We start from the raw sequence: 22,755 nt of genomic DNA on the forward strand, positions 1-22,755 counted from the left end.
ATTATTAACCGAAATATTTGTCATTTCGACTAAGGAGAAATCTCCGCTAGAAACTCGACAAAGATTAGTGATATTCTGTAAGGAGCTACTTGTGGAGATTTCTCCTTCGTCGAAATGACATAAAATGAGAAAAAAACTCAGCATCTTAGCACCTTAGAATCTTAGCGTCTTAAAAAAATCAATGCGTATGCTCTCCTCCCCCCTTCATTGCTGAAAGCAGATAAAACGCACCTTTCGTTACAATTTTAGCATTAGCAGAAACATCATTTACAAATTTCACTTCTGTAAAACCTAAATCGGTTGTTCCTGGAATTACTTCTACAGCTTTAAAATGAATTTCTTCTTCGTGAGCTTCTTCTTTTTCTCCTGCTGCGTGATCGTGTTTTTCTTCATTGTGTCCTTCTTCCTGAATGAAAACAAAATATTTATCTGCATTTCGAACTACGGCATCTTTTGGCAAAGCTGGAACTGTTGCATTTACAATATTGATATTTGCCGAAACGTACATTCCTGGAATCAATCCTTTTGCATCTGCGGGATCAATTTTGGCGTGAACGGCAACGGTTTTACTTTCGTTAGAAAAAGATTTATTGATTCCGAAAATTTTTCCTTTAATTGATTTATTGGATTGATTCGTTAATACGAAATCAATTATCTGACCAATCGAAATCGATCCTAAATCTTTCTCGTACACATTCAAATCCAAATGCATCTGACTGTTGTCAACCACTTCAAAAAGAGAAACTCCTGTATTGGCAAAAGCGCCTTTCGCAATATTAATTTTTCCAACATAACCATTTATTGGTGAAACAATTGGCACCACCGATGTCGTTCCTTTTGTATTGACATGCAAAGCATCTAATTTGTTTTTTGCTGCTTGCGCACGGGCTCTTTCTGCTGCTAATTTGGCTTTAACTTCCTGAAACGTCTTTCTCGGATTCACATTTTCATCACTCAACGTTTTCTGGCGGTTGTATTCCAATTGCAGATATTCCACATTCGCCACAGCCGACTGATAATCTTCCTGCATTCCGATAACTTCCAGATTTTGAATGGTTGCCAAAACTTTTCCTTTGTTTACGAATGTTCCTTCCAAAACAAAAATGTCTTTTACCGTTCCGCCAATCAAAGTCGAAACCTCAGCTGAATTTTGTGGAGGAACTGTAGTGTAACCGTTTGCTTTGATGATTTTATTGAGATTTCGGTCTTCAACAATTCCCGTTTCAATTCCGACTGTTTTGTATTGAGAAGTCTTTAAAGCAACTTCTGTCAATGATTTTTCTTCTTCCTGTGGTTCCTCGGTTTTCTTTTCGTTACAGCTTTGAAAGCTAACCGCAAAGAGCGCTAAGATTACGCAAAGCACGCCAAGTTTAATTTCCTTGCGTTCTTTTCGCTTTTCCTTTGCGAATTTTGCGGTTAAATCTACGGTTAAATAAGATATATTTTTCATTTTTAATTGTTTTTGATAGTTGGAAATTGAAGTTCGATCGCACTTTGATTGTAGCTGTGCGTTGCCTCTGCAAATTGCTTTTTAATGTCAATTGCTTGATTTAAAAAACTGATATAGGACCAATAACTCATATCGCCATTGGCATAACTTTTCTGGGCAGTTTCAATAATCTGATTGGCATATAGCAATCCTTCATTTTGGAAATAAGCCAAATTTTGCTGCTGTTTTTCGAAATTATTCTGCAATTCTTCTCTTTGCAAATTCAGTATCATTTTATTTTTATCTAAAGCCAATTGCGATTGCGAAATACTGATTTCTGCTGCTTTTGCTTTTGTTGTATTTACTCCTCCAAATAAAGGAATTTGTAATCCAGCCGTAAATCCTTGAAACAAAGATTCTGTATTTATTGTCTGAGCAAAATATCCTAAACCAACTTTTGTCGTACGCAAAGCTTTAAAAGTTCCGGCTTCTTTTTGATAAACCGAAATCTGCTGTTGATATAAATCGGTTATTAAAGTCTCAACTTTTGTGTTTTGCTGATTTTCTATAAAAGTGTATTGCAAAGAAGTATTCGCATCAGGAACAATATTTTCATCAGTCTGAATGAAAAATTGCAATTGCTTTTGATAAATTGCCAAATCGTATTCTAATTGCGCTTTCTGCGTTTCGATTTCTTTTACTTTCGCTTTAGCACTGATAACTTCAATGTTGCCACTTTCTCCAGTTTTAAAACGCAGTTCGGCATTCTTTAGAAATTTCGTATAAATATCATTCAGTTCTGAATTGAGTTTCTGAATTGAAACGCCATACAAATATTGATAATACACCAATGTCACCGCTTTTTCGATTTCATACGAAGACAATGCTTTTCGTTTTTCGGCTAGTTTTGCCAATTCTTCCTGCAATTGTCGGTTGGCTTTTGTAATGTTTCCTAGTGGAAAAAACTGCTGCACTGAAACATTATGATCGTAATCGATACTATTGAACTGACCTCCTTGATATTGTACCTGAAGCGGATCTGGCTGAAAAGCTGCTTTTTTAAGAACGGTTTGTTTTTCAATTTCTTTATCTGCAATTTTTAAGTCGATGTTGTTTGATTTGGCAAGTTCTATTGCTTTTTCTAAAGAAATCTTAGTTTGCGATTGCGATAAGATTGTGAACAATAGAAACGTACTTAACCGCAATCCCGATAGCCATCGGGAGCAAAGCTTTTTCAATTGATTTATATATATTGAATTTTTCATTTTTATAATTTTATTTCACGCAGATTTTAAAAAGATTTAAGCTGATAAACGCAGATTATTATTTATAAAATCAATATTAAATCTGCTTTAATCTGTTTAGATCTGCGTGAAAAATATTTTTTACATCACTTAATAAATTATCTAATTATCAAATTTTCTCATTGACTAATTCTACCACGTTTAAACTTCTCCAACAGTAAATACAAAATCGGTAAAACGATTAAGGTCAATAACGTTGCTGAGATTAATCCGCCGATTACTACGGTTGCTAAAGGTTTTTGTACTTCTGCTCCGCCGCTTGTTGACAACGCCATTGGCATAAATCCTAATGAAGCTACGGCAGCCGTCATTAAAACAGGACGTAAACGTGTTTTAGTTCCGATAATAATTCGTTGAAACGCATCTGAAATTCCTTCTGATTTTAATTGGTTGAAATACGAAATCAGAACAATTCCGTTTAAAACCGCGATTCCGAATAAGGCTATAAAACCAATTCCAGCCGAAATACTAAACGGCATTCCTCTCAGCGAAAGCGCAAAAACACCTCCGATTGCTGATAAGGGAATTGCTGTAAAAATTAATAACGCCTGTTTGACACTTTTGAAAGTGAAATACAGCAAAACTAAAATCAGTCCCAAAGCAATTGGCAAAGCAACTGAAAGCCTTTTTGAAGCTTCTATCAAGTTTTCGAATTGTCCGCCGTACGTTACATAATAACCCGCAGGAAGTTTGAAACTTTTATCCAGTTTTGCCTGAATTTCTTCAACAACACTTTTAATATCTCTTCCGCGAACGTTTAATCCAACTGTAATTCTTCGTTTTCCGTCTTCGCGGATGACTTGTACAGGACCTTGTTCGTATTCAACAGAAGCGACTTGCGAAAGTGGCACTTGCTGACCACTCGGAAGCGGAATAAACAAATTGCTGACATCCGTAATATCGCCACGATTGTTTTCGTCCATTCTAACGACAACATCAAATCGTTTGCTTTCGTCGTAAATTTTACCCGCAACTTCTCCCGCAAAAGACGAACGAATGATTTGATTGATATCTGAAATATTCAATCCGTAAAGGGCGATTTTATCGTAATCGTATTTGATTGTGATTTGCGGTAATCCCGTTACTTTATCGGCTTTTAAATCTCCGATTCCTTCGATTCCTTTTATTTTCGAAATCAATTCTGTTGCTTTTGCATCTAAAATTTCCAAATCATCACCGAAAATCTTGATTGCAATATCAGATCGGCTTCCTGTCATTAATTCGTTAAAACGCATCTGGATTGGCTGAGAGATTTCGATATTCGCTCCTGGAATAATTTCCATTTCTTCTTTCATGGCATTCGCCAACTCTTCCCAATTATGGTATTTGCCTTTCCATTCTTTTTTGTCTTTTAGAACAATAATCAAATCCCCGCTTTCAATGGGCATTGGATCGGTCGGAATTTCACCGCTTCCTATTTTGGTAACGATAGTTTTAATTTCTGGGAATTTGGCCTTCAAAATCTGTTCGTATTTAGTCGTGGTTTCAACCATCTGCGTAAGCGAACTTCCAGTCATAATTGTCGCGTTGATTGCCAAATCGCCTTCTTCAATTGTTGGGATAAATTCACCTCCCATATTTTGGAAAATAATAAACGCTAAAGCAAATAATCCAACGGCGATAGAAAGCACTACTTTTTTAAACTCTAAAGCTTTTTTCAATAAAGGCGTATAACGCTTTTCCAGCCACGCGATCATACGGTCGCTGAAGTTTTCTTTGTGTTCTGTTTTCTTCGAAAGAAACAAAGCGCTCATCATCGGAATATAAGTCAGCGAAAGAATAAAGGCTCCGATAATGGCAAAACCAACTGTCATGGCCATTGGTTTGAACATTTTTCCTTCTGTTCCAATTAAAGCTAGAATTGGCAAATAAACGATTAAGATGATAATTTCACCAAAAGCAGCACTATTTCTGATTTTTGAAGCCGAATTATAGACTTCCTCATCCATTTCTTCCTGCGTCAATTCTTTTTTGTTTTTGAATTTCTGCAGATGATGCATTGTGGCTTCAACAATAATGACGGCTCCGTCGACTATAATTCCGAAATCTATGGCGCCTAGGCTCATCAAGTTTCCGCTTACGCCAAAGGCATTCATCAGAATAACAGCAAATAACATCGCCAGCGGAATAACTGAAGCAACGATTAATCCCGCACGAAGATTCCCTAAGAACAAAATCAAAACGAAAATCACAATTAAAGCGCCTTCTAATAAGTTCTTAGCAACAGTTTTAATAGAATTTTCTACCAATTTCCCTCTATCAATAAAGGCTTCGGCAACAACTCCTTCTGGAAGGCTTTTATTGATTTGAGCCATTTTTTCGTGAACACGATTTACAACAGCGCTTGAGTTTTCTCCTTTCAGCATCAAAACCATTCCTGAAACGATTTCCCCTTTTCCATCTTTTGTAGATGCTCCGTAACGCAACGCAATGCCTTCACGAACTTGCGCTACATTTCGAACCAAAACTGGCGAACCATTTCTGTTTTTTACAACGACATTTTCAAGGTCTTTTACACCTTTTGCCATTCCGACACCGCGAATGAAATAGGTGTATTGATCTTTTTCTATATAAGCGCCACCCGTATTTTGATTGTTTTTTTCTAAAGCATCAAAAATTTCGGTAATCGTAACGCCCAAACTATTAAGCATATTTGGATTTACCGCGATTTCGAATTGCTTCAATTTTCCACCCCAAGTGCTTACTTCCGCAACACCTTTAATACCTTGCAATTGCGGAATTATAATCCAATCTTGAATGGTTCGCAGTTCCACTGCGCTGTATTTGTTTTCGTAACCTTTTTTGGCGTAAACATCATATTGGTAAATTTCTCCCAATCCTGTAGAAATTGGCGCTAATTCGGGAGAATTTACATAATCTGGAATGTTTTCTTCGGCTTCTTTTAAGCGTTGAAATATCTGTTCGCGAGCCCAGTAAATATCTACTTCGTCTTCAAAAACAACGGTTACAACTGATAATCCGAAACGGGAAATACTGCGTAACTCGATAATATTAGGAACTGTTTTTACAGCTCTTTCTAGCGGATAAGTAATTAATTGCTCCACTTCCTGACTTGCCAAAGTTGGCGCAGTCGTTATAATTTGAACCTGATTATTGGTAATATCAGGCAGTGCATCAAGAGGTAATTTCTTAAGCGAATAACTCCCCAAAGCAATAAGCACAAGGGTAAATAATAGTATAACGAATTTGTTTCGTATACTAAACTGTATGATTTTATCTAACATTTGAATTTATAATGACGTGAGAAATTAGACAATTAAATTGCCTGTAAACATGTGGAAAGTCCACAACTCTCTCGCCCGTTTTCGACTTTTATCGAACAGGCTTAATCATTATGCTATCTGAGGAGGTTGCCAAATACTTCCAAAGAAATCGGAAATAAAAACGGAATTATAATTGGGTAAAGAAATTGAGATTTGAGTGTAAGCTTTAGGAAATTCGAAACTTACAGCAGAATGGTAACTTAAAACTTGTGCACCGCAGCAATTGCAGGCACAGAATGGAGAACATAAATCATTGTCTTTATCGTGCGAATGATTGTCTTCTGATGCAAACTGAGCTGTTTTGTGCATAGCGCTGTTTACTTCCATATCTGCACACGGCATATTGGAAAGCGCCATCAGGTAAATCGACAATATGATTGTTATCCATTTCACAGCTGTAAAAGTACAATTTATTTTTAATTTTTCTACCTCAACTGATATTGATAATCTTAAAAATAAAAGATGCCGTAACTATCTGAATATTATTTTAATAGTTTTTTTATTTTCTTTAAAAATTTTGTCGGACGTAAGAAAATTTCGTTAACTTTAACAATAATTAACAATTCTTTAAGTCCATAATTTTAACCCTAAAAAACACTTTTTTCTATACGCCAAAAAAATAAGCAGAGATTTCTTTAAGCACATTAGTACAATTTATTTTTCGCAGTTTATTAATTAATTTTAAATACTCTAATCAATGAAATGTAAGACACTAATATCAGCCTCTTTATTATTTTTCAGCATACAGATTTTCGGACAGGTTTATACCGATAAAATTGTAGGAGAAAAAAATCAACAGTTAAAAGACAGTCTTAAAACAGAAGAATACCCATACGCTCTTCCTATCTGGGGAGAAAAAGTAGCCAAAAAAGGTTATAAACTTCCTTATTCAGCCGGAATATCTGTCAATTATTTTTGGCAGGATTCAGAAATTGTGATCAACAATCTTCAAGTTGGTTTCAATAACGGCCCTATGTACAATCTGGATGAAATTGTACGATTTGATAAATCGCATGTAGAAGCTGGTGCATTAACTATTCGACCTGACATTTGGCTTCTTCCTTTCTTAAATATTTACGGAATCTTTGGAAAAGCAAATACCGCTACCAAAATCAATGCTGGAATCTGGATTCCTGATGCCGACAATAATTGGTCGGAAGTTGCAAAATTCAATACTCAAGCCAATTTTGACGCTACGACTTTTGGTATTGGTATGACTCCTACAATTGGTATTGGCGGAGGCTGGTTGGCACTTGACATGAATATGGCATGGACTGATATTAGCTCACTTGACAAACCTGCATTTTCTTATGTCTTTGGACCAAGATTAGGTAAGACTTTTAAACTTCAAAAAGAAAGAACAATTACAGGATGGGTCGGTGCCTTTAGAGTTCATATTAATGGTGACACAAATGGAAATTTACCTCTTGCTGATTTCATCAATCTAGATAATGCACAAGCTAAAGTTGACAGCGGTCTAGCCAAAGTTGATGAAAATCAAACCAAGGTAGATAGTTGGTGGAATGGCTTAACGCCAGCTGAACAAAAAAAACCTTCAAACATTGCTAAACACAATACTGCTAATAGAGCTTTGGAAAGTGCTGGAACTATTTTAGGAACTCTCGATGATGCGTTAGCAAGAGGTGCAGATTCTTCTGTGCAATACTCTTTACAAAAAAGACCAAAAGACATGTGGAACTTTATTATAGGTTCGCAATATCAATTCAATAAACATTTTATGTTTCGTGCTGAATGTGGTTTCTTAGGAAGTCGTACTCAGGTTTTAGGCAGTTTTCAGTACCGTTTTGGACTTTAATTTAGCAATTGTATGAAAAAAGGTTTTCTAATCTTTGTCACTTTTTTTTGTATTACTACGGCGCAATCGCAAGTTTTGATTTCCTTGATTTTTGGAGATAAACTCAACTCGGAATTTCTAGAATTTGGTTTGGAAGGTGGTGTCAATTTTTCTACCATTTCAAACATGGGATCTTCTGCTACAAATCCGGGTTTCAATCTTGGTTTTTACTTTGACTTAAAATCAAGAAAAAATCCTGCTTGGATGATCAATACTGGAGTGATTGTAAAATCGCCTATGGGAGCGCAGGATATTCCGGTTTATTCTCTAAACGATCAAAATCTGGACAATACTTTTGCGGGCGGAAGCGTAAATCGTGAAATTCGTTATTTTAATGTTCCGATCTTGATTAAATACCAATTCAAAAATAATATCTACGTTAAAGCTGGGCCTCAATTTGGTTTGCTAGCAAAAGCTTTTGACGAGTTTAAAAAGGAAATAAACAATGACGATGTTATTTACAAAAAAAACATTCGAGATCAAATTCACGTTATTGATGCCGGTCTTGCAATTGGAACTGGATATCATTTAAATGTTGGGAATGGTTTAAATTTCACCGTTCAGTATTATCATGGTCTTGTTACCGTAATGAAAGGCGACGGACCAAATAATCAATTCAACAGATCTTGGTATATTACTGCTGGAATTCCTATTGGTAAAGGAAAAGCAGCAAAACGAAGAGCCGAACAAGAAGCTGAATTCAATAAAGTAATTGTTCCTGAAGATGAAAAAAATTAAGAGATTTTGATTGAAGATTTTAGACTGAGGATTAACGATTTTTTATTTCTTCCATCTGAAATCAAAAATCAGCAATATTAATTTCTTTTATAAACTGAAGAATTTCATCTGTGGTTAAAACAAAATCGGGAGTGGTATGCAAAATAGCATTATTAGGCATAAAAGGCATGTCTGCAGAAAGTGGATTCTGTACAACGCTTATTCCGCCATTTGCTTGAATAGCTCTCAATCCGATAGTTCCATCTGAATTGGAACCCGAAAGTAAAATTCCGATCAAATGATTGCCATATATTTCTGCAGCAGATTCAAAAGAGACGTCTATACTTGGTCTGCTGTAGTTTATTTTTTCTGAAGTGTCTAAAGACAGCGTTTCATTTTTTTCAAACAATAAATGATAATTAGACGGAGCGATATAGATAAATCCTGGTTCCAGTTTTACCTTATCTTCTACTTCTTTTACTATGATTTGCGATTTTAAAGCAATTAAATCTTCTAAGGTTTGTTCGTCTGAGTTTTTTCTATGAACTACAATTATAATGGCAAAAGAAACAGGTTTTTCTACAAAAGGCAAAATTTGCAATAATGCCTGTAAACTTCCTGCCGAACCGCCAATTATAACTGCTTTACAATTTGTTATTCTCGTACTTTTCTCCATATTTTTTCTCTTTCAAACTGTTTGTATTTGGTTGGAGATATAGAATATTTTATAGTTTCTTTTGTTCCAAGCGCTAAAAAGCCTAGAACAGCCAAACTGTCGTCAAAAAGATTAACGACTCTTTTTTGCAAATTATTATCAAAATAAATTAAAACGTTTCGGCACAAAATAAGATCAAATTCGTTAAACGAAGTGTCTGAAACTAAATTGTGCTGTGAGAAAACCATTTTCTCTGAAAGATTTTCGTTGAACTTTGCAAAACCATAATTGGCAATATAATAATCTGAAAAATCCTGTTGTCCGCCTGCATCACGGTAATTGTCTGCGTAATCTTTTATCATCCTTAACGGAAAAATTCCGCTTTTGGCTGTTTCGAGCACCGTTGCATTTATATCAGTTGCATATAATATCGATTTATGCAGCAAACCTTCTTCTTGCAACATAATAGCCATCGAATACACTTCTTCTCCCGTAGAACAGCCTGCATGCCAAATACGGATAAAAGGTTTTGTCGCTAATAGCGGAAGGATTTCTTTTCTTAGTGTAAGATAAAATGACGGATCGCGAAACATCTCGGTTACATTAACCGTAATTTCGTCAATCATTCTTTTGCAATATTCTGGATCGGTGCGGACTTTAGATAAAAATTCATGAAAATGTTTAAATCCATCTAAATAAAAAACCCGGCTTACTCGTCTTTTAAGTGAAGCTCTGGAATAACTTCCAAAATCAAAACCATAATATTCGTAAACATCATTTATAAGAGTTTCTAATTCAATATCTTCAATCATAATTCATCTAAATTTCTCCCAAAATATGAAGTAATTTATCTACATCAACTGGTTTTGAGATGTAGGCATCCGCTCCAGCTTCTATACATTTCTCTCTATCTCCTGCCATGGCCTGTGCCGTTACGGCAACCACCAATGTAGATTCTTGCGAAGGAATTTCTTTTATAAGCGGAATCGCCTCATAACCATCCATTTCTGGCATCATCATATCTATTAAAACCGCATCTATAGACGAGTCTTCTTTTAAAATTTTTAGTGCTTCTTCGGCACTTAAACAAGAGACACAGTCATAAGATTTTGCTTTTAGTGTATTCACCATAGCAAAAATATTCCTAGAATCGTCATCTACTATTAATATACGTTTCTTTTCCATTTACAGATTTTAAAAGTATTAGATTTTATCATACAGCCAAACTCGCAATAACGATAAAAGCTGGTCGACGTCGACAGGTTTTGTAATATAATCTGAGGCTCCCGCTTTGATACATTTTTCCCTGTCTCCTGTCATCGCTTTGGCTGTAACCGCAATCACAGCTAAGTTAAGAAATTTCGGATTACTTCTTATCTTTTCAGCTGTTTCGTAACCGTCCATGTTTGGCATCATCATATCTAATAATACCACGTCTGTATCTGTATTTTCTTCTAAAATTTTAATAGCCTCTTTTCCATCAAAAGCCGTAATTACAGTCATTTTAAAGGCTTCTAAAGCTTTTGAAAGCGAATATATATTTCGTACATCATCGTCTACGATTAATACTTTTTTCTCAAATAAAATATTATTCAGCGAATTCAGCTTTTTGTGGTTTTCCTTCGTGTTATTTCCTTCTTTCTTTTCTTCAACCAAGTGAAGGAAAAGCGAAACCTCATCGAGCATTCTTTGGTACGAATGTGCCGTTTTTACGATAATAGAATCGGCATATTTTCTAATTTTAAGTTCCTCTTTTATAGACAAACTTTTTCCTGTAAAGACAATTACAGGCAGATTTTCTAATCCTGGGCTTTTCTTAACTCCGTCTAGAATTTCGTATGCTTGCTTGTCTGGAATTCCCATATCTAGAATTACGCAATCTACTTCTTGTTTTCCTAAAGCGGATAAACCTGCAGAAACTTCGCTCTTAATTTCCGAATTGATATCATACGTTTCTAAGAAATAAGCCAAAGCTTTTGCATGTTTCGGATTATCTTCAATAATTAAAACCTTCTGCGATTCTTTATTGATGATGTGCTCGATGCGCATAAAAACTTCTGGAATTTTGTCGAAAGCAACTGGTTTGTCTAAGAAATCTACAGCTCCTTTAAGCAAACTTTCCTGTTTCAATTTGTGCGATGACATGATATGAACCGAAATATGCTTGGTTTGCGAATTATTCTTCAATTCTTCCAAAACTTCCCAACCGCTTTTAATTGGCAATTCGATATCCAATAAAATTCCGATTGGTTTGTAAATTAAAGCAAAATTCAAGGCGTAATCTCCTCTTACAGCAACAACTCCTTTGTAGCCTTTTTTCTGTGTAAAAGCCAATAATGACTTAGCAAAACTAATATCGTCTTCTACAATGAGGATTACTTTATCGCCTTCTTCAATCGAATCTCTGTCGTCTTCAATTTCAGCCGGAACAACATCGCTGATGTATTTTGGTTTGTTATCTCCGTTTTCAATAACTTCTTCAAAAACTTCTTCTTCCTCTATTCTATTAACCGAAATTTTGTTTACTGCGATTCCTAAAACTGGAAGGCAAAGCGTAAACGAACTTCCTTCATTTACTTTACTATGCAATACAATTTCTCCTCGAAGCAATTTTGCCAATTCACGGCTAATTGATAATCCTAAACCAGTTCCTCCATATTTGCGTTTAGTTGAACCGTCTGCTTGTTGGAAAGCTTCAAAAATTAACGGTTGTTTTTCTAACGGAATTCCGATTCCGGTATCTTTTACAATGAAACAGATTATTTTATCGTTGTCATCGCTAACTTTAATTTCAAGGCTAACGGTTCCTTTTTCTGTAAATTTAATCGCGTTTGAAATCAGGTTTTTCAAGATTTGCTCCAAACGCATTTTATCTGTTTTAATAACGATTGGCGCTTCTTTCGCAATGATTTCAAAGTTGATATTCTTCTCTTTAGCAACGATATGGAATAAATTATAAAGCGTATCTGTGATTTCTTTTGTCGAAACATCCAAGAACTCCAAATCCATTTTACCTGCTTCAATTTTAGATAAATCCAAAATTTCATCAATTAATCCCAACAAACTGTTTCCTGAACTCTGAATTACTTTTGCAAATTCAATTTCTTCATTGTTCATCGTTTGATTGTTATTTTCAGAAAGCAGACGGCTCAATAATAAAATCGAGTTCAAAGGCGTTCTCAACTCATGCGACATATTTGCCAAAAACTCTGATTTGTAACGAGTTGTCAATTCTAAAGCTTCTGATTTTTTCTGAATTTCTGTATTTTTTTCTTCCAATAAAACACTTCTTTCTGAAAGCTCTTCGTTCGTTTGTTCCAACTCTTCTTGCTGTACGCGAAGTTCTTCTTCTGAAGCTTGCAATTTTTCGGTTTGCGCTTCTAATTCTGCGTTTATCGCTTCCAATTCACTGTGCTGAATCTGCAATTCTTCTGCTTGTGATTTTGTTTCTTCAAGAAGTTCTAAAACACGTTTACGGTTTTGAGTCGCTTTCAGCGCAATTCCAATATTATTCGCAACCAAGTTTAAAAACTCCAATTGCAATACCGAGAAGCCGTAAATGCTAGCCAACTCGATTGCTCCTTCCACTTTAAAATCCATTAGCGGAAGCGCCACAATATGAGTTGGTTTTATTTCGCCTAAAGCGTAATTAATTTGAATATCGTCTGGCGAAAGTGCTTTTAATTCTAACATTTTTCCAGAAACAATTGCCTGACCAATCAAGCCCTCGCCTTTTCTAATTCTTTCTCTGTTCTTGCTTGGAATATAGCTGTAACCGCCAGAAATGGTCATTTCTTCGCCATCTACAACATACAAAACTCCCGCACTGCTATTGGTATATTGGCACAAAAATTCGATAACATCTTTAGATAATTTCTGCATCGTTTTTTCGCCCAACATTCTATCATTCAAAGCTGCAACTCCCGATTGAAGCCATTCTTTTTGAGATAATAATTCGAAAGAAGTTTTTAACGAATCTTTCATTTCATGAATCGAAGATCCAAGTGCGCCCAATGTATCAGCTTTTCTGTCATCGATTTGAACATCGTAATTTCCTTTAGAAATTTGAGTTGCAATTCCACCAATAACTTGAAGTCTATCAGCTGTTTCTTTATCTTTTTTAATTAATTCCTGCTGCAACAAAGTTCTTTCGTTGTAATCTTTCAGAATTCTGATTAGGAAAACAATAGAAATAAGAAAAGCAATAAAGAAAGCAACAACAATTAAAGCTAAACTATAATTACCATAACGTTCTGAATTTGAGTTACGTTCATCCAAAAGCTTTTGTTCTGTATTTTCAACTTTTTTGATGATCGCTCGCATTTCGTTCATCATGTTTCTGCCTTCATTCAAATTAAAAATCAGCGTTTCTTTGCTTAAACGTTTTTTTACAATCTGATTGTTTAAATATTTAAAGAAACCTGAGCGTTTAACACGTAATTCTTCCAATAATTTTGTCTGCGAAGGATTATCGGATGTGAGCTCATCCAACTTTTCAAAATAATTATTTGATCTTCTTTCAGCATCATTAAAACGTTCTACAAACTGCTCGTCGCCAGTTAGCAAATAGCCTCTCATACTTGTTTGAGCTTCGGTAATAATTGACGAACCTTCATTCAAGTTGTAAATTACATCTTGAGTATGATTTACCCAAAAGTTGCTGCTTAAGAGACTTTTAATACTTACAAACGAAGCAACGGAACTAATTGTAAGTACAAAAAGTGAAACTAGCGAACTAATTAATAAATTTCTTTTAAAATTACCGTTCATATATTTTCTTAATTATTTTAATTCGTATTTCAGCGGAAGCACAATAATAAAGCTTGCCCCCTCGCCTTGTTTACTTTTAGCAGTGATTAATCCGTTATGTTTTTCTATAATTTTTTTGGCAATTGCCAGTCCAATTCCTGTTCCTTCATAAGACTGTCGGTCATTTAAACTTTGGAAAATAATGAAAATACGGTCTAAGTAAATTTCGTCAAAACCAATTCCGTTATCTTTTACCATAATCCTGCAGAATTTTCCTTCTGGAGAAGTCGGACTATCGATTGCTTTGTCTAAAATAATTTCAGAAGTAATTTCTATTACTGGCTTATCTTCATTTCCAGAGAATTTCAAAGCGTTCCCGATCAGATTTTGAAAAACCTGACGCATTTGACTCGGAATACTGTCAATCGTTGGAAGTTCGTTGGTTTTAATCGTAGCGTTTTTGCGTTCGATCAAATAATCAAAATCGCCCAATACTTCTTGCAAAACCACATTTAAATCGGTTTTTTCAGGTTTTACTTGAGCAGAAAGTCTTGAATAAGCCAAAAGATCGGTAATTAAAGTCTGCATTCTTTCTGCCGATTTTATCGTTCGGTCAACATAATCAACTGCTTTGTCGTCTGCTTTTAAGTAAAGGTCTTTTATAATTTTGATAAAGATTTGAATTTTTCTAATCGGCTCATTTAAATCGTGGGATACAACCCAAGAAAACTGTTGTAATTCGTGATTCCGAAGTTCGAGTTCTTCATTTTTTTGAACCAACTCTTTTGTTCTTTCTGCAATTTTGATTTCTAGATTGTCCTGAGCTTCTTTTCTAATTTTTATTTCTTTAGAAAGCAGGTCTTTAATCGCTTTAAGTTCGTTTTGCTGTTCGTAGATTTTAATGAAGGTTTTTACTTTTAGTATCAGTAAATCGCTATCTACGGGCTTTGTAATGTATTCGACGGCGCCAGTTTCGTAACCTTTGAAGATGTATTTTTTCTCGGTATTAAGAGCCGAAAGGAAAATGACAGGAATATCTTTTGTACGTATATTTCCAGAAAGGATTTTTACCACTTCAAAGCCATCAAGTCCAGGCATTTGAACGTCCATGATTATCAAACAATAATCTGTTTTTAAAATCTTTTTTAAAGCTTCTTCTCCAGATTCGGCACTATCAACATCGATATTATGCAGTTCCAATGTTTTCTTCAGAGCAATAATATTCGCTCTTATATCGTCTACAATTAATACCATGTCGGGAAGCTAAATCGGTTGTAAATCAAAATAATTACTTTAAAATAAAACATAAAAATTTTCCTATTTTTTTTAATGAATTGCAAAATGAGCTGTTAAAAAATGGCGCGGAAATTCTCAAATGTATAAAAAAATTAACGGGGAGGTTTTTTATTTAAACCGTAAATAGTTACAAAATTCCCATCTTTTGTCATCAGATTTGATGTAATGTATGATTGTTAGCTTATTAGATATTTCTTATTATTTCAACCTTTTTGCCAAATGAATGTATTTTCATACACAATTCTGTTTTTTCTTTTGATTGAGGCAAACAAAATTTCTTTCAAGACAAGTAAAATTTTAGTTATCAGCTAATTTTAATTAGCATACAAAAGTTTAAAAGAGAGAGAATCATGAAAAAGAAACCAACATTCCCTGAACAAAAACAAAATCTTCCCGGAAATGAACATATGATGACGCCTGAACCCGAAATCATTCGAGAGAATTATGTTGGAAGCGGTAAATTGTTAGGAAAAACAGCTTTTATTACTGGAGGCGACAGCGGTATTGGACGAAGTGTTGCCGTGCATTTTGCGAGAGAAGGCGCCAATATTGCTATTGTTTATTTGAAAGAAGATAAAGACGCTCTAGAAACTAAAGCAATGATTGAAAAAGAAGGTCAGCAATGTCTCTTGATAAGCGGTGATTTGAAGGATGAGAAGTTTTGTCGTGCAGCGATAAAAAAATGCCAAACGACTTTTAAAAACATCAATATTTTGGTGAATAATGCTGCTATACAATTTCCGCAAAATGATTTTGAGAAGATAACAAACGCTCAACTTCATAAGACTTTTGAAACCAATATTTATCCGTTTTTTTATGTTACTAAAGCCGCGCTTCAGTTCTTAAAAGAAGGCGATGCGATCATCAATACGACTTCTGTAACTGCCTTTCGCGGAAGCGAACATTTGGCCGATTACGCGAGTACAAAAGGCGCAATTGTGAGTTTTACTCGTTCGCTTTCAACCATGTTGGCTAAAAAGAAAATTCGGGTAAACGGCGTTGCTCCTGGTCCTATTTGGACTCCTTTAATCGTAGCAAGTTTTGATAAATTATCTGAATTCGGAAAAGACAATCCGATGGAAAGAGCCGGACAGCCTTCAGAAGTAGCACCTGCTTATGTTTTTCTGGCTTCTGAAGATAGCAGTTATATTACTGGGCAATTTATTCATATTAATGGCGGGGAGTTGGTGGGCTAATCTAAAGGTTCAAAGTTGCAAAGTAACAAAGGTTCAAAGTTTTTTACTTTGAGCTTATTTTTTAAGCATCAAGTTTGTCATTCCGAGGGACGACGGAATGACAAACACGAATCTTAAAAAACTTTGTCCCTCTGTCCCTTTCAACCTTTGAACCTTAAAAACAAAAAAAATGAATTTCATAGACATCATCGGACTTTTCGCTGGAGCGTGCATTACATTATCTACGATTCCGCAAATTTTAAAGGTTTGGAAAACCAAGAAAGTAAAAGAAATTTCGCTTCGAATGTTCAGTATTTTAACGTTCGGAATCGCGATGTGGATTGTTTATGGAATTCTAAAAAAAGATCTTCCGATTATTCTAACCAATAGCATTTCTTTAGTTTTAAATCTGATTATGGTTTATTTCATTATTTACTACGAAAAAGAATAAAGTCATAAAAAGAAAAAAACAGCTCGATTGAAGCTGTTTTTTTGAAGGTGAAGAATATGGTATGCTTACTAGCTAGCTAATTTTTGGTCGTATGTTTTTAATTCCAATTGGTATTTTCGAGGTTGTAAGTTTCGTTTTAAAAACTGTACTGGTGCTGTAATTGCGGTTAATTTCATATGAGATAGCTTTTTGATCTCGCTTAATTGTTTTACTGCAAAGTTCAAAATAGGCTCAAACGAAGTAAAATAATTATAACTATGTTGCGCTATCTCTAGTTCTAAAACTTCACGAAGAATGCTTTTCATTAACACATAACGAAGTGCTCCTTGATTTGGAATTCTTTTAAGCTCCTGAAATTTCTCTTCAATTTTATGATTTTCATCTCCTATATAAATGTAATTTCCAGAATTGCTCGTAAATATTTTTTTTACTTGAGAAACAAACTCAGTTTCCTCATTTTCAATTGTTGTTGGCATTCCAATTATGGAGAATTGAATTTGCTGGTGGCCTTGAAAATACAATACACTATTAATCGTAGAAGAATTACTCATAATACCCGACTGCTGTTTTTTAAGACAATGAGTAGCCCCATCGGCACCAAAACTATGCAAAACATTTCCTTTCTCGCAATAAGCAAAAAACACAGGCGCAAACGGATTCGATTCGATACTTAAACTAATCTCTTGATTGAAAGTCAAATCAAAATTCAAGTAAGTCATTTCTTTTTCAAAACGAACGCCAGAAATGCTTCCTTTTGCCCATTTTGACTTAATTGTCAATTTGTATTCATTGGCACTGACTTTTAAGTTTCCGCCAAAACTCTCTTTTAGATTATTAAAAACAGCATCAAAGCTTCCAGTATTTAAGTAAAGTTTTTTCATCGTACAGTTTGGTTTATCAAAACGGTCAGTACTTTATTTACTTATAAAAACTAACCCTGGTTGTTAACTTATTTCTATAACCCAAATTTCGTTCATATTGTCAGTCAAAACTTTATACAATTTTGGTGAGATATTTCATAATTTTTATTTTGAAGGGACAAAGGTTCAAAGGTTCAGAGGAACAAAGTTTTTAAACATAGAAATGAAACCTTTGAACCTTTGCCTCTCAGAACCTTTGAACCTTCAAAAAAAAGCAGCTGCCTCAAATAAATTTGAAACAACTGCTCATCAGCAAAATAAAAATACCAATCTATTTTTATTCTTTTATGTTAGTTCGTTTATGTCTGCATTTTTGGAATAATTGTCTTTCGGAATATCTTTAAAAAATTCGGCTTCTTCCAAATCTGCCGTTGGACCATATCCTAACAAATGAGTTCCTTTTCCGCCGTCTTTAGTTTCTATAATGTACAAAATCGACATATCATCGGGATCACTCATACCTTCATAACGATGGTGCGCTACAATAAATATATCTTCTGGTTTATACGCTACTTTACTTTCTGAGTCTATCAGATTATCGTTTTCGAATAAATAATTTACTGTATATCCTTCTTCCTGATATCTCTTTATATTATCGGTTTCGTGTTTTGAATCTTCCCTTTTCATTGCTTTTTATTTTTAACTGTTATTCAAATTTCCGCATAGAAAAAAGATAAAATTAACTCTAACGATTTTAATCTTGCCTCATTCAAAAATCGCATTTCTGCGAATATTTATTTTTTATTAATTTTAATAAAGCTTAATTCAAAACAAGAATTACTAACTTTAATAGTAAGAGAAATTAGCTTATTAGCAAGACAAAAAAATAAGATTTTAATGAATAACAACAATTATGATTTTTTGGCAAATGGAGGAGAAATGGGTACACTTACCCGTGCCAAAGATTGGAGCAAAACAGCAGTTGGACCTGTAGAATCATGGCCTCAAAGTCTTCGTACCACTTTGGGAATTCTTCTAAACTCTAAATTCCCAATGTTTTTATTTTGGGGACCAGATCATATTTGTTTTTATAATGACGCCTATCGCCCAAGTTTAGGAAATAATGGAAAACACCCTTCCATCCTAGGTCAAAAAGGAGCTGATTACTGGCCTGAAATCTGGGATTTTATCAAACCTTTAATTGATCAAGTGCTTCATGAAGGCGAGGCCACTTGGCACGAAGACCAATTTTTGCCGATCTATAGAAATGGAAAAATGGAAGACGTTTACTGGACATTTAGCTACAGTCCTGTAAATGATGAAAACGGAAAAACAAATGGTGTTTTAGTCATTTGCAATGAAACTACCAATCAAGTAATTACTCGAAAAAAACTAGAAGAAAGCGAAAGACGTTTTAGAAATACGGTCAAACAATTGCCACTCGGAATTTGTGTTTTAAAAGGAGCCGATCTAATTGTCGAAATGGCCAATGCGACTTATCTTCATATCATTGATAAAGAAGAAAACTCAATTTTAAATAAATCTATTTTTGATTCTGTTCCCGAAACGAAAGAAACGGCATATCCTATTTTAAAAAATGTTTACGAAACCGGAGAACCTTATTATGCAGATGAATTTGCTGTAACCTTAAATCGTTACAACAAACAAGAATTGGCTTATTTCAATCTCGTTTTTTATCCTTTAAACGAAGAAAATAAGATTACTGGAGTTATTGTTGTTGCGTACGAAGTGACCCAAGAAGTAAAAGCCAGATATCTTTTAGCGGAAAGCGAAAAAGCTTTTCGACATATTGTAATGGATTCTCCAATTGCAATGGCGATTTTTAGAGGCAAGGATTTGACAATCGAAATGGCCAATAAAAGCATGATGCATAATATTTGGCAAAAAGAAGAAAAAGATTGTATTGGAATACCTTTATTGAAAGTTTTTCCAGAGTTGGAAAATCAAAAATATCCAGAATTATTGCATGATATTTTAGCGACAGGAAGAACAATTCGTGAAAATGAAGCGATTGCATATGTTGATATTAAAGACAAATTGAGAAAATTCTATCTTGACTACGAATATACTCCGCTCTACGAAAAAAACGGACAGATTTCAGGTATTATGTGTACTGTAAATGATGTTACTTCTAAAGTTAAAGCTCGAAAAAAACTAGAAACCGCCGAAGCAAGAGCACGTTTAGCCGCCGAAATCGCCGAAATTGCGATGTGGGATTTAAATCTTACAACCAAAAAATTGATCTACAGCGATACTATTCTTGACATTTTCGGTTTCGAAAAAAACAAAAAAATTGTGCATCAGGATATTCGCAACCGTATACTTCCAGAAGATGAGCATATTGTTTTAGACGCTTTCGCGAAAGCATTAAAAACTGGAATTTATAAATATGAAGCTCGAATTTTAAAATTAGACAATTCGATTGCATGGATTAAAGTTCATGGCAAAATCTTTTTTGATGAAAATAAAGAACCAACGAAAATGTTGGGAACTGTAATGGATTTTACAATCGAAAAAGAGATTCAACATGTTTTGATGAAGAACGAAAAAAAATTCAGACTCCTCGCCGATTCTATGCCTCAGCTTATCTGGACGAGCGATATTTTAGGAAATCTGAATTATTTTAATGAAACAGTTTACACTTATTCTGGATTGTCTAAAGAAGAAATCGAGAAAAACGGCTGGTTGCAAATTGTACATCCAGATGATCGCGAGGAAAACGTAAAACTTTGGATGGAATCTGTAAAAACAGGAAAAGATTTTCTTTTCATTCACCGTTTCAAACGTTATGACGGCGAATACAGATGGCAGCTCAGCCGTGCGATTGCGCAATTGGACGAATCTGGACAGGTTCAAATGTGGGTTGGAACCAGCACCGATATTGAAGAACAGAAGAATTTCACCAATCAATTGGAAGATCAAATTATAGAACGTACAACGCAACTGGAACTCAAAAACAGAGATTTGGTTAATATGAATATCGAATTGCAGTCGTTTGCTTATATCTCAAGTCATGATTTGCAGGAACCGCTTCGAAAAATCCAGACTTTTGCCAGCCGATTAGCCGATTTGGATGAGCAGAATATTTCAGCGAATGCCAAATCTTATTTAACCAGAATTGAATTTTCGGCGAAGAAAATGCAGAATTTAATTCAGGATTTATTGACTTATTCCCGCGCCAACTCTGCCGATCGCGTTTTTACAACTGTAAAAGTAGATGAAATTGCAGAGGAAGTAATCAGTGATTTTTCTGATCGAATTGAAGAAAAAAATGCTGTTGTAGAATATCACGATTTAGGAGAAGCTACGCTTATTCAGTTTCAGTTCAGACAAATGCTTCATAATTTGGTTGAAAACGCTTTGAAGTTTTCTCATCCTGGCGTTCCTCCAAAAGTAAAAATTTCGGTTACACAAGTTGACGGAAAATCACTTCCTAATGCTGAATTTAAAGACAAAATTTACCATCATCTTCAAGTAGAAGATAACGGAATTGGTTTTGAATTGATTTATAAAGAAAAAATCTTTGAAGTTTTTCAGCGCTTAAATACCGAAAGCGAGTACAAAGGAACCGGAATTGGTCTTGCCATTGTGAAAAAAATCGTTGAAAATCATAAAGGTTTCATCACGGTTTCTAGCGAAAAAGACAAAGGTTCTACTTTTAATATTTACATTCCAGATTTATCCGATCTCAATATTTAAGCACAAAATTTGATTGGTTGGGAATGAATTTTTTCCAATCAATTTGTATTGCGTGCTCTATTGCTTTTATAATGTCGTTCATTAGAACTGGCTTCGTAATAAAGCAATTAGCTCCAAGATTACGGCATTTTTCAATAATACTAGGTTCGCTTGAAGTTGAGTAAATCACAACTGGAATATCTTTTTTGTAATCTGAATTTCGAAGTTCTTCTAGAACATCAAATCCATTTTTTCCAGGCATATTTAAGTCTAAAAAAACTACGTAAGGCGTAACAGGCGGTTCGAAAATTGCATTTAAGAAATTCTGTCCGCCAGAATAAGTTTGAAGTTTAATGTTTTGAGGTATAGATTCTACAGCATCTGCAAAAATACATAAATCATCTTCATCATCATCGGTATAGAATATTGTAAAATCTGTCATTGTATCTCTGGGCTTAGAATTATAATCTCCCAAATGTAATGTAATTTTATGTAACAAACAGATTTTAAACTATTTTCTTACAAAAATGCAACGAATTGAAATCTCATAATTTATAAGTTTAATTATATAATCTAAAAAAGGCTAAAAAGAGCCAACTTTACTTTTAGCTATTTCAAAGCAAATTAAAATGTTATTTGTCAAGCTATTAATTATAAAATCTAACTTAAAAATATAATGTTATGGGCGATCATAAAGACCTTACAGATGAATTTGCAGTAGATAAAATAAAAGATCTTGCTGCACACATAAAAACGTGCATGTTTTGTACGTATAACGAATACAGAATTCAATCTCGACCAATGTCTGTTCAGGAAATTGATGATTTAGGACAGCTTTGGTTTCTTTCTGACAGAAATAGTGGTCAGAATGCTGAAATAACTTTGAATCCGATGGTCGAAATTTTCTTTTCTGAACCGCATGATAAGTTTTTAACGCTTCACGGAACGGCAAGTATTTCGTATGATCGAGAAACGATTGAAAAATTATGGAATCCTGCAGTTAAAATCTGGATGCCAGGCGGCGTAGATGATCCGAATTTGAGTGTTATTAAATTTACTCCTGAAGATGGTTATTATTGGAATAACAAAAACGGAAAAATGGTTGCTATTGCTAAAATGACAGCAGCGCTAATAACAGGAAAAACAATGGATGACGGAATTGAAGGAAGTTTGAAATTGTAGTTTTCTTAACTGTTTATTTTAACCGCAAAGACGCAAAGGTTGCGCAAAGTTCGCTAAGATTTATCTTTCTTGCTTTGCGTTAAATTTTTGACCTTTGCG

The 22,755-nt window shown here is 34.5% G+C and carries 18 protein-coding genes; 6 read left to right on the forward strand and 12 right to left on the reverse strand.

The genetic code is table 11. The features are described 5' to 3' along the window. Positions 1-178: 178 nt before the first annotated feature. From ACE01P_RS05150 to ACE01P_RS05165, 4 genes are all read right to left on the reverse strand, one after another. Entirely contained in the window at positions 179-1,450 is a 1,272-nt protein-coding gene (locus tag ACE01P_RS05150) for an efflux RND transporter periplasmic adaptor subunit (protein ID WP_379694989.1), read from the reverse strand. 2 nt (positions 1,451-1,452) lie between these two features. Then, positions 1,453-2,613 (reverse strand): TolC family protein, encoded by a 1,161-nt coding sequence (locus tag ACE01P_RS05155; protein ID WP_379694991.1) that lies wholly within the window; start codon positions 2,611-2,613, stop codon positions 1,453-1,455. 239 nt (positions 2,614-2,852) lie between these two features. After that, entirely contained in the window at positions 2,853-5,978 is a 3,126-nt protein-coding gene (locus ACE01P_RS05160) for an efflux RND transporter permease subunit (protein WP_379694993.1), read from the reverse strand. Positions 5,979-6,086: 108 nt separating this feature from the next. After that, on the reverse strand, positions 6,087-6,410 hold the full coding sequence (locus tag ACE01P_RS05165; RefSeq protein WP_379694995.1) for a DUF6660 family protein: 324 nt from the start codon (positions 6,408-6,410) through the stop codon (positions 6,087-6,089). A 304-nt stretch (positions 6,411-6,714) separates the two neighbouring features. Here ACE01P_RS05165 and ACE01P_RS05170 point away from each other — a divergent pair, with 304 nt between their 5' ends. Both ACE01P_RS05170 and ACE01P_RS05175 read left to right on the forward strand, forming a co-directional pair. Then, positions 6,715-7,833: a hypothetical protein gene (locus ACE01P_RS05170; RefSeq protein ID WP_379694997.1), complete on the forward strand. Its 1,119-nt coding sequence runs from the start codon at positions 6,715-6,717 to the stop codon at positions 7,831-7,833. A gap of 12 nt (positions 7,834-7,845) precedes the next feature. Continuing rightward, the gene (locus tag ACE01P_RS05175; RefSeq protein WP_379694999.1) at positions 7,846-8,610 is read left to right on the forward strand and encodes a porin family protein; all 765 of its coding nucleotides are present in this window, start codon (positions 7,846-7,848) and stop codon (positions 8,608-8,610) included. A 61-nt stretch (positions 8,611-8,671) separates the two neighbouring features. Here the strand turns inward: ACE01P_RS05175 and ACE01P_RS05180 are convergent, their stop codons facing one another. The 5 genes from ACE01P_RS05180 to ACE01P_RS05200 form a co-directional block, all read right to left on the reverse strand. After that, a complete protein-coding gene (locus tag ACE01P_RS05180) occupies positions 8,672-9,265 on the reverse strand; it encodes a chemotaxis protein CheB (RefSeq protein WP_379695001.1) in 594 nt (197 codons plus the stop codon). After that, the gene (locus tag ACE01P_RS05185) at positions 9,244-10,056 is read right to left on the reverse strand and encodes a CheR family methyltransferase (RefSeq protein WP_379695003.1); all 813 of its coding nucleotides are present in this window, start codon (positions 10,054-10,056) and stop codon (positions 9,244-9,246) included. Before ACE01P_RS05185 ends, ACE01P_RS05180 begins: the two co-directional genes overlap by 22 nt. A 7-nt stretch (positions 10,057-10,063) precedes the next feature. After that, a complete protein-coding gene (locus ACE01P_RS05190) occupies positions 10,064-10,375 on the reverse strand; it encodes a response regulator (protein ID WP_379695005.1) in 312 nt (103 codons plus the stop codon). A 72-nt stretch (positions 10,376-10,447) separates the two neighbouring features. Next, on the reverse strand, positions 10,448-14,014 hold the full coding sequence (locus tag ACE01P_RS05195; RefSeq protein ID WP_379695007.1) for a response regulator: 3,567 nt from the start codon (positions 14,012-14,014) through the stop codon (positions 10,448-10,450). Between the two features lie 12 nt (positions 14,015-14,026). Continuing rightward, the gene (locus ACE01P_RS05200) at positions 14,027-15,247 is read right to left on the reverse strand and encodes a response regulator (protein WP_379695009.1); all 1,221 of its coding nucleotides are present in this window, start codon (positions 15,245-15,247) and stop codon (positions 14,027-14,029) included. 392 nt (positions 15,248-15,639) lie between these two features. Here ACE01P_RS05200 and ACE01P_RS05205 point away from each other — a divergent pair, with 392 nt between their 5' ends. Further along, entirely contained in the window at positions 15,640-16,485 is an 846-nt protein-coding gene (locus tag ACE01P_RS05205; protein WP_379695011.1) for an SDR family oxidoreductase, read from the forward strand. Positions 16,486-16,654: 169 nt separating this feature from the next. Continuing rightward, positions 16,655-16,915 carry a SemiSWEET family sugar transporter gene (locus tag ACE01P_RS05210; protein WP_379695013.1) on the forward strand — a complete coding sequence of 87 codons (261 nt, stop codon included), beginning with the start codon at positions 16,655-16,657 and terminating at the stop codon, positions 16,913-16,915. A gap of 68 nt (positions 16,916-16,983) precedes the next feature. Here ACE01P_RS05210 and ACE01P_RS05215 read toward each other — a convergent pair whose 3' ends face one another. Together ACE01P_RS05215 and ACE01P_RS05220 are read right to left on the reverse strand one after the other, a co-directional pair. Continuing rightward, a complete protein-coding gene (locus ACE01P_RS05215) occupies positions 16,984-17,796 on the reverse strand; it encodes a hypothetical protein (protein WP_379695015.1) in 813 nt (270 codons plus the stop codon). A 324-nt stretch (positions 17,797-18,120) separates the two neighbouring features. Next, positions 18,121-18,462: a hypothetical protein gene (locus ACE01P_RS05220; protein WP_379695017.1), complete on the reverse strand. Its 342-nt coding sequence runs from the start codon at positions 18,460-18,462 to the stop codon at positions 18,121-18,123. A 210-nt stretch (positions 18,463-18,672) separates the two neighbouring features. Between ACE01P_RS05220 and ACE01P_RS05225 the strand changes: the two genes are divergently transcribed. Further along, positions 18,673-21,495 (forward strand): PAS domain S-box protein, encoded by a 2,823-nt coding sequence (locus tag ACE01P_RS05225; protein WP_379695019.1) that lies wholly within the window; start codon positions 18,673-18,675, stop codon positions 21,493-21,495. On the opposite strand, the gene ACE01P_RS05230 is transcribed toward ACE01P_RS05225, so the two are convergent. Beyond that, positions 21,485-21,973, reverse strand: coding sequence for a response regulator (locus tag ACE01P_RS05230; protein WP_379695021.1), 489 nt, complete (start codon positions 21,971-21,973; stop codon positions 21,485-21,487). The two genes, ACE01P_RS05225 and ACE01P_RS05230, sit on opposite strands and share 11 nt — an antisense overlap. A 182-nt stretch (positions 21,974-22,155) precedes the next feature. Between ACE01P_RS05230 and ACE01P_RS05235 the strand changes: the two genes are divergently transcribed. Then, entirely contained in the window at positions 22,156-22,656 is a 501-nt protein-coding gene (locus tag ACE01P_RS05235; RefSeq protein ID WP_379695023.1) for a pyridoxamine 5'-phosphate oxidase family protein, read from the forward strand. Positions 22,657-22,755 lie beyond the last annotated feature (99 nt).

It is taken from the genome of Flavobacterium sp. HJSW_4 (genome assembly GCF_042436695.1).
GTDB lineage: Bacteria > Bacteroidota > Bacteroidia > Flavobacteriales > Flavobacteriaceae > Flavobacterium.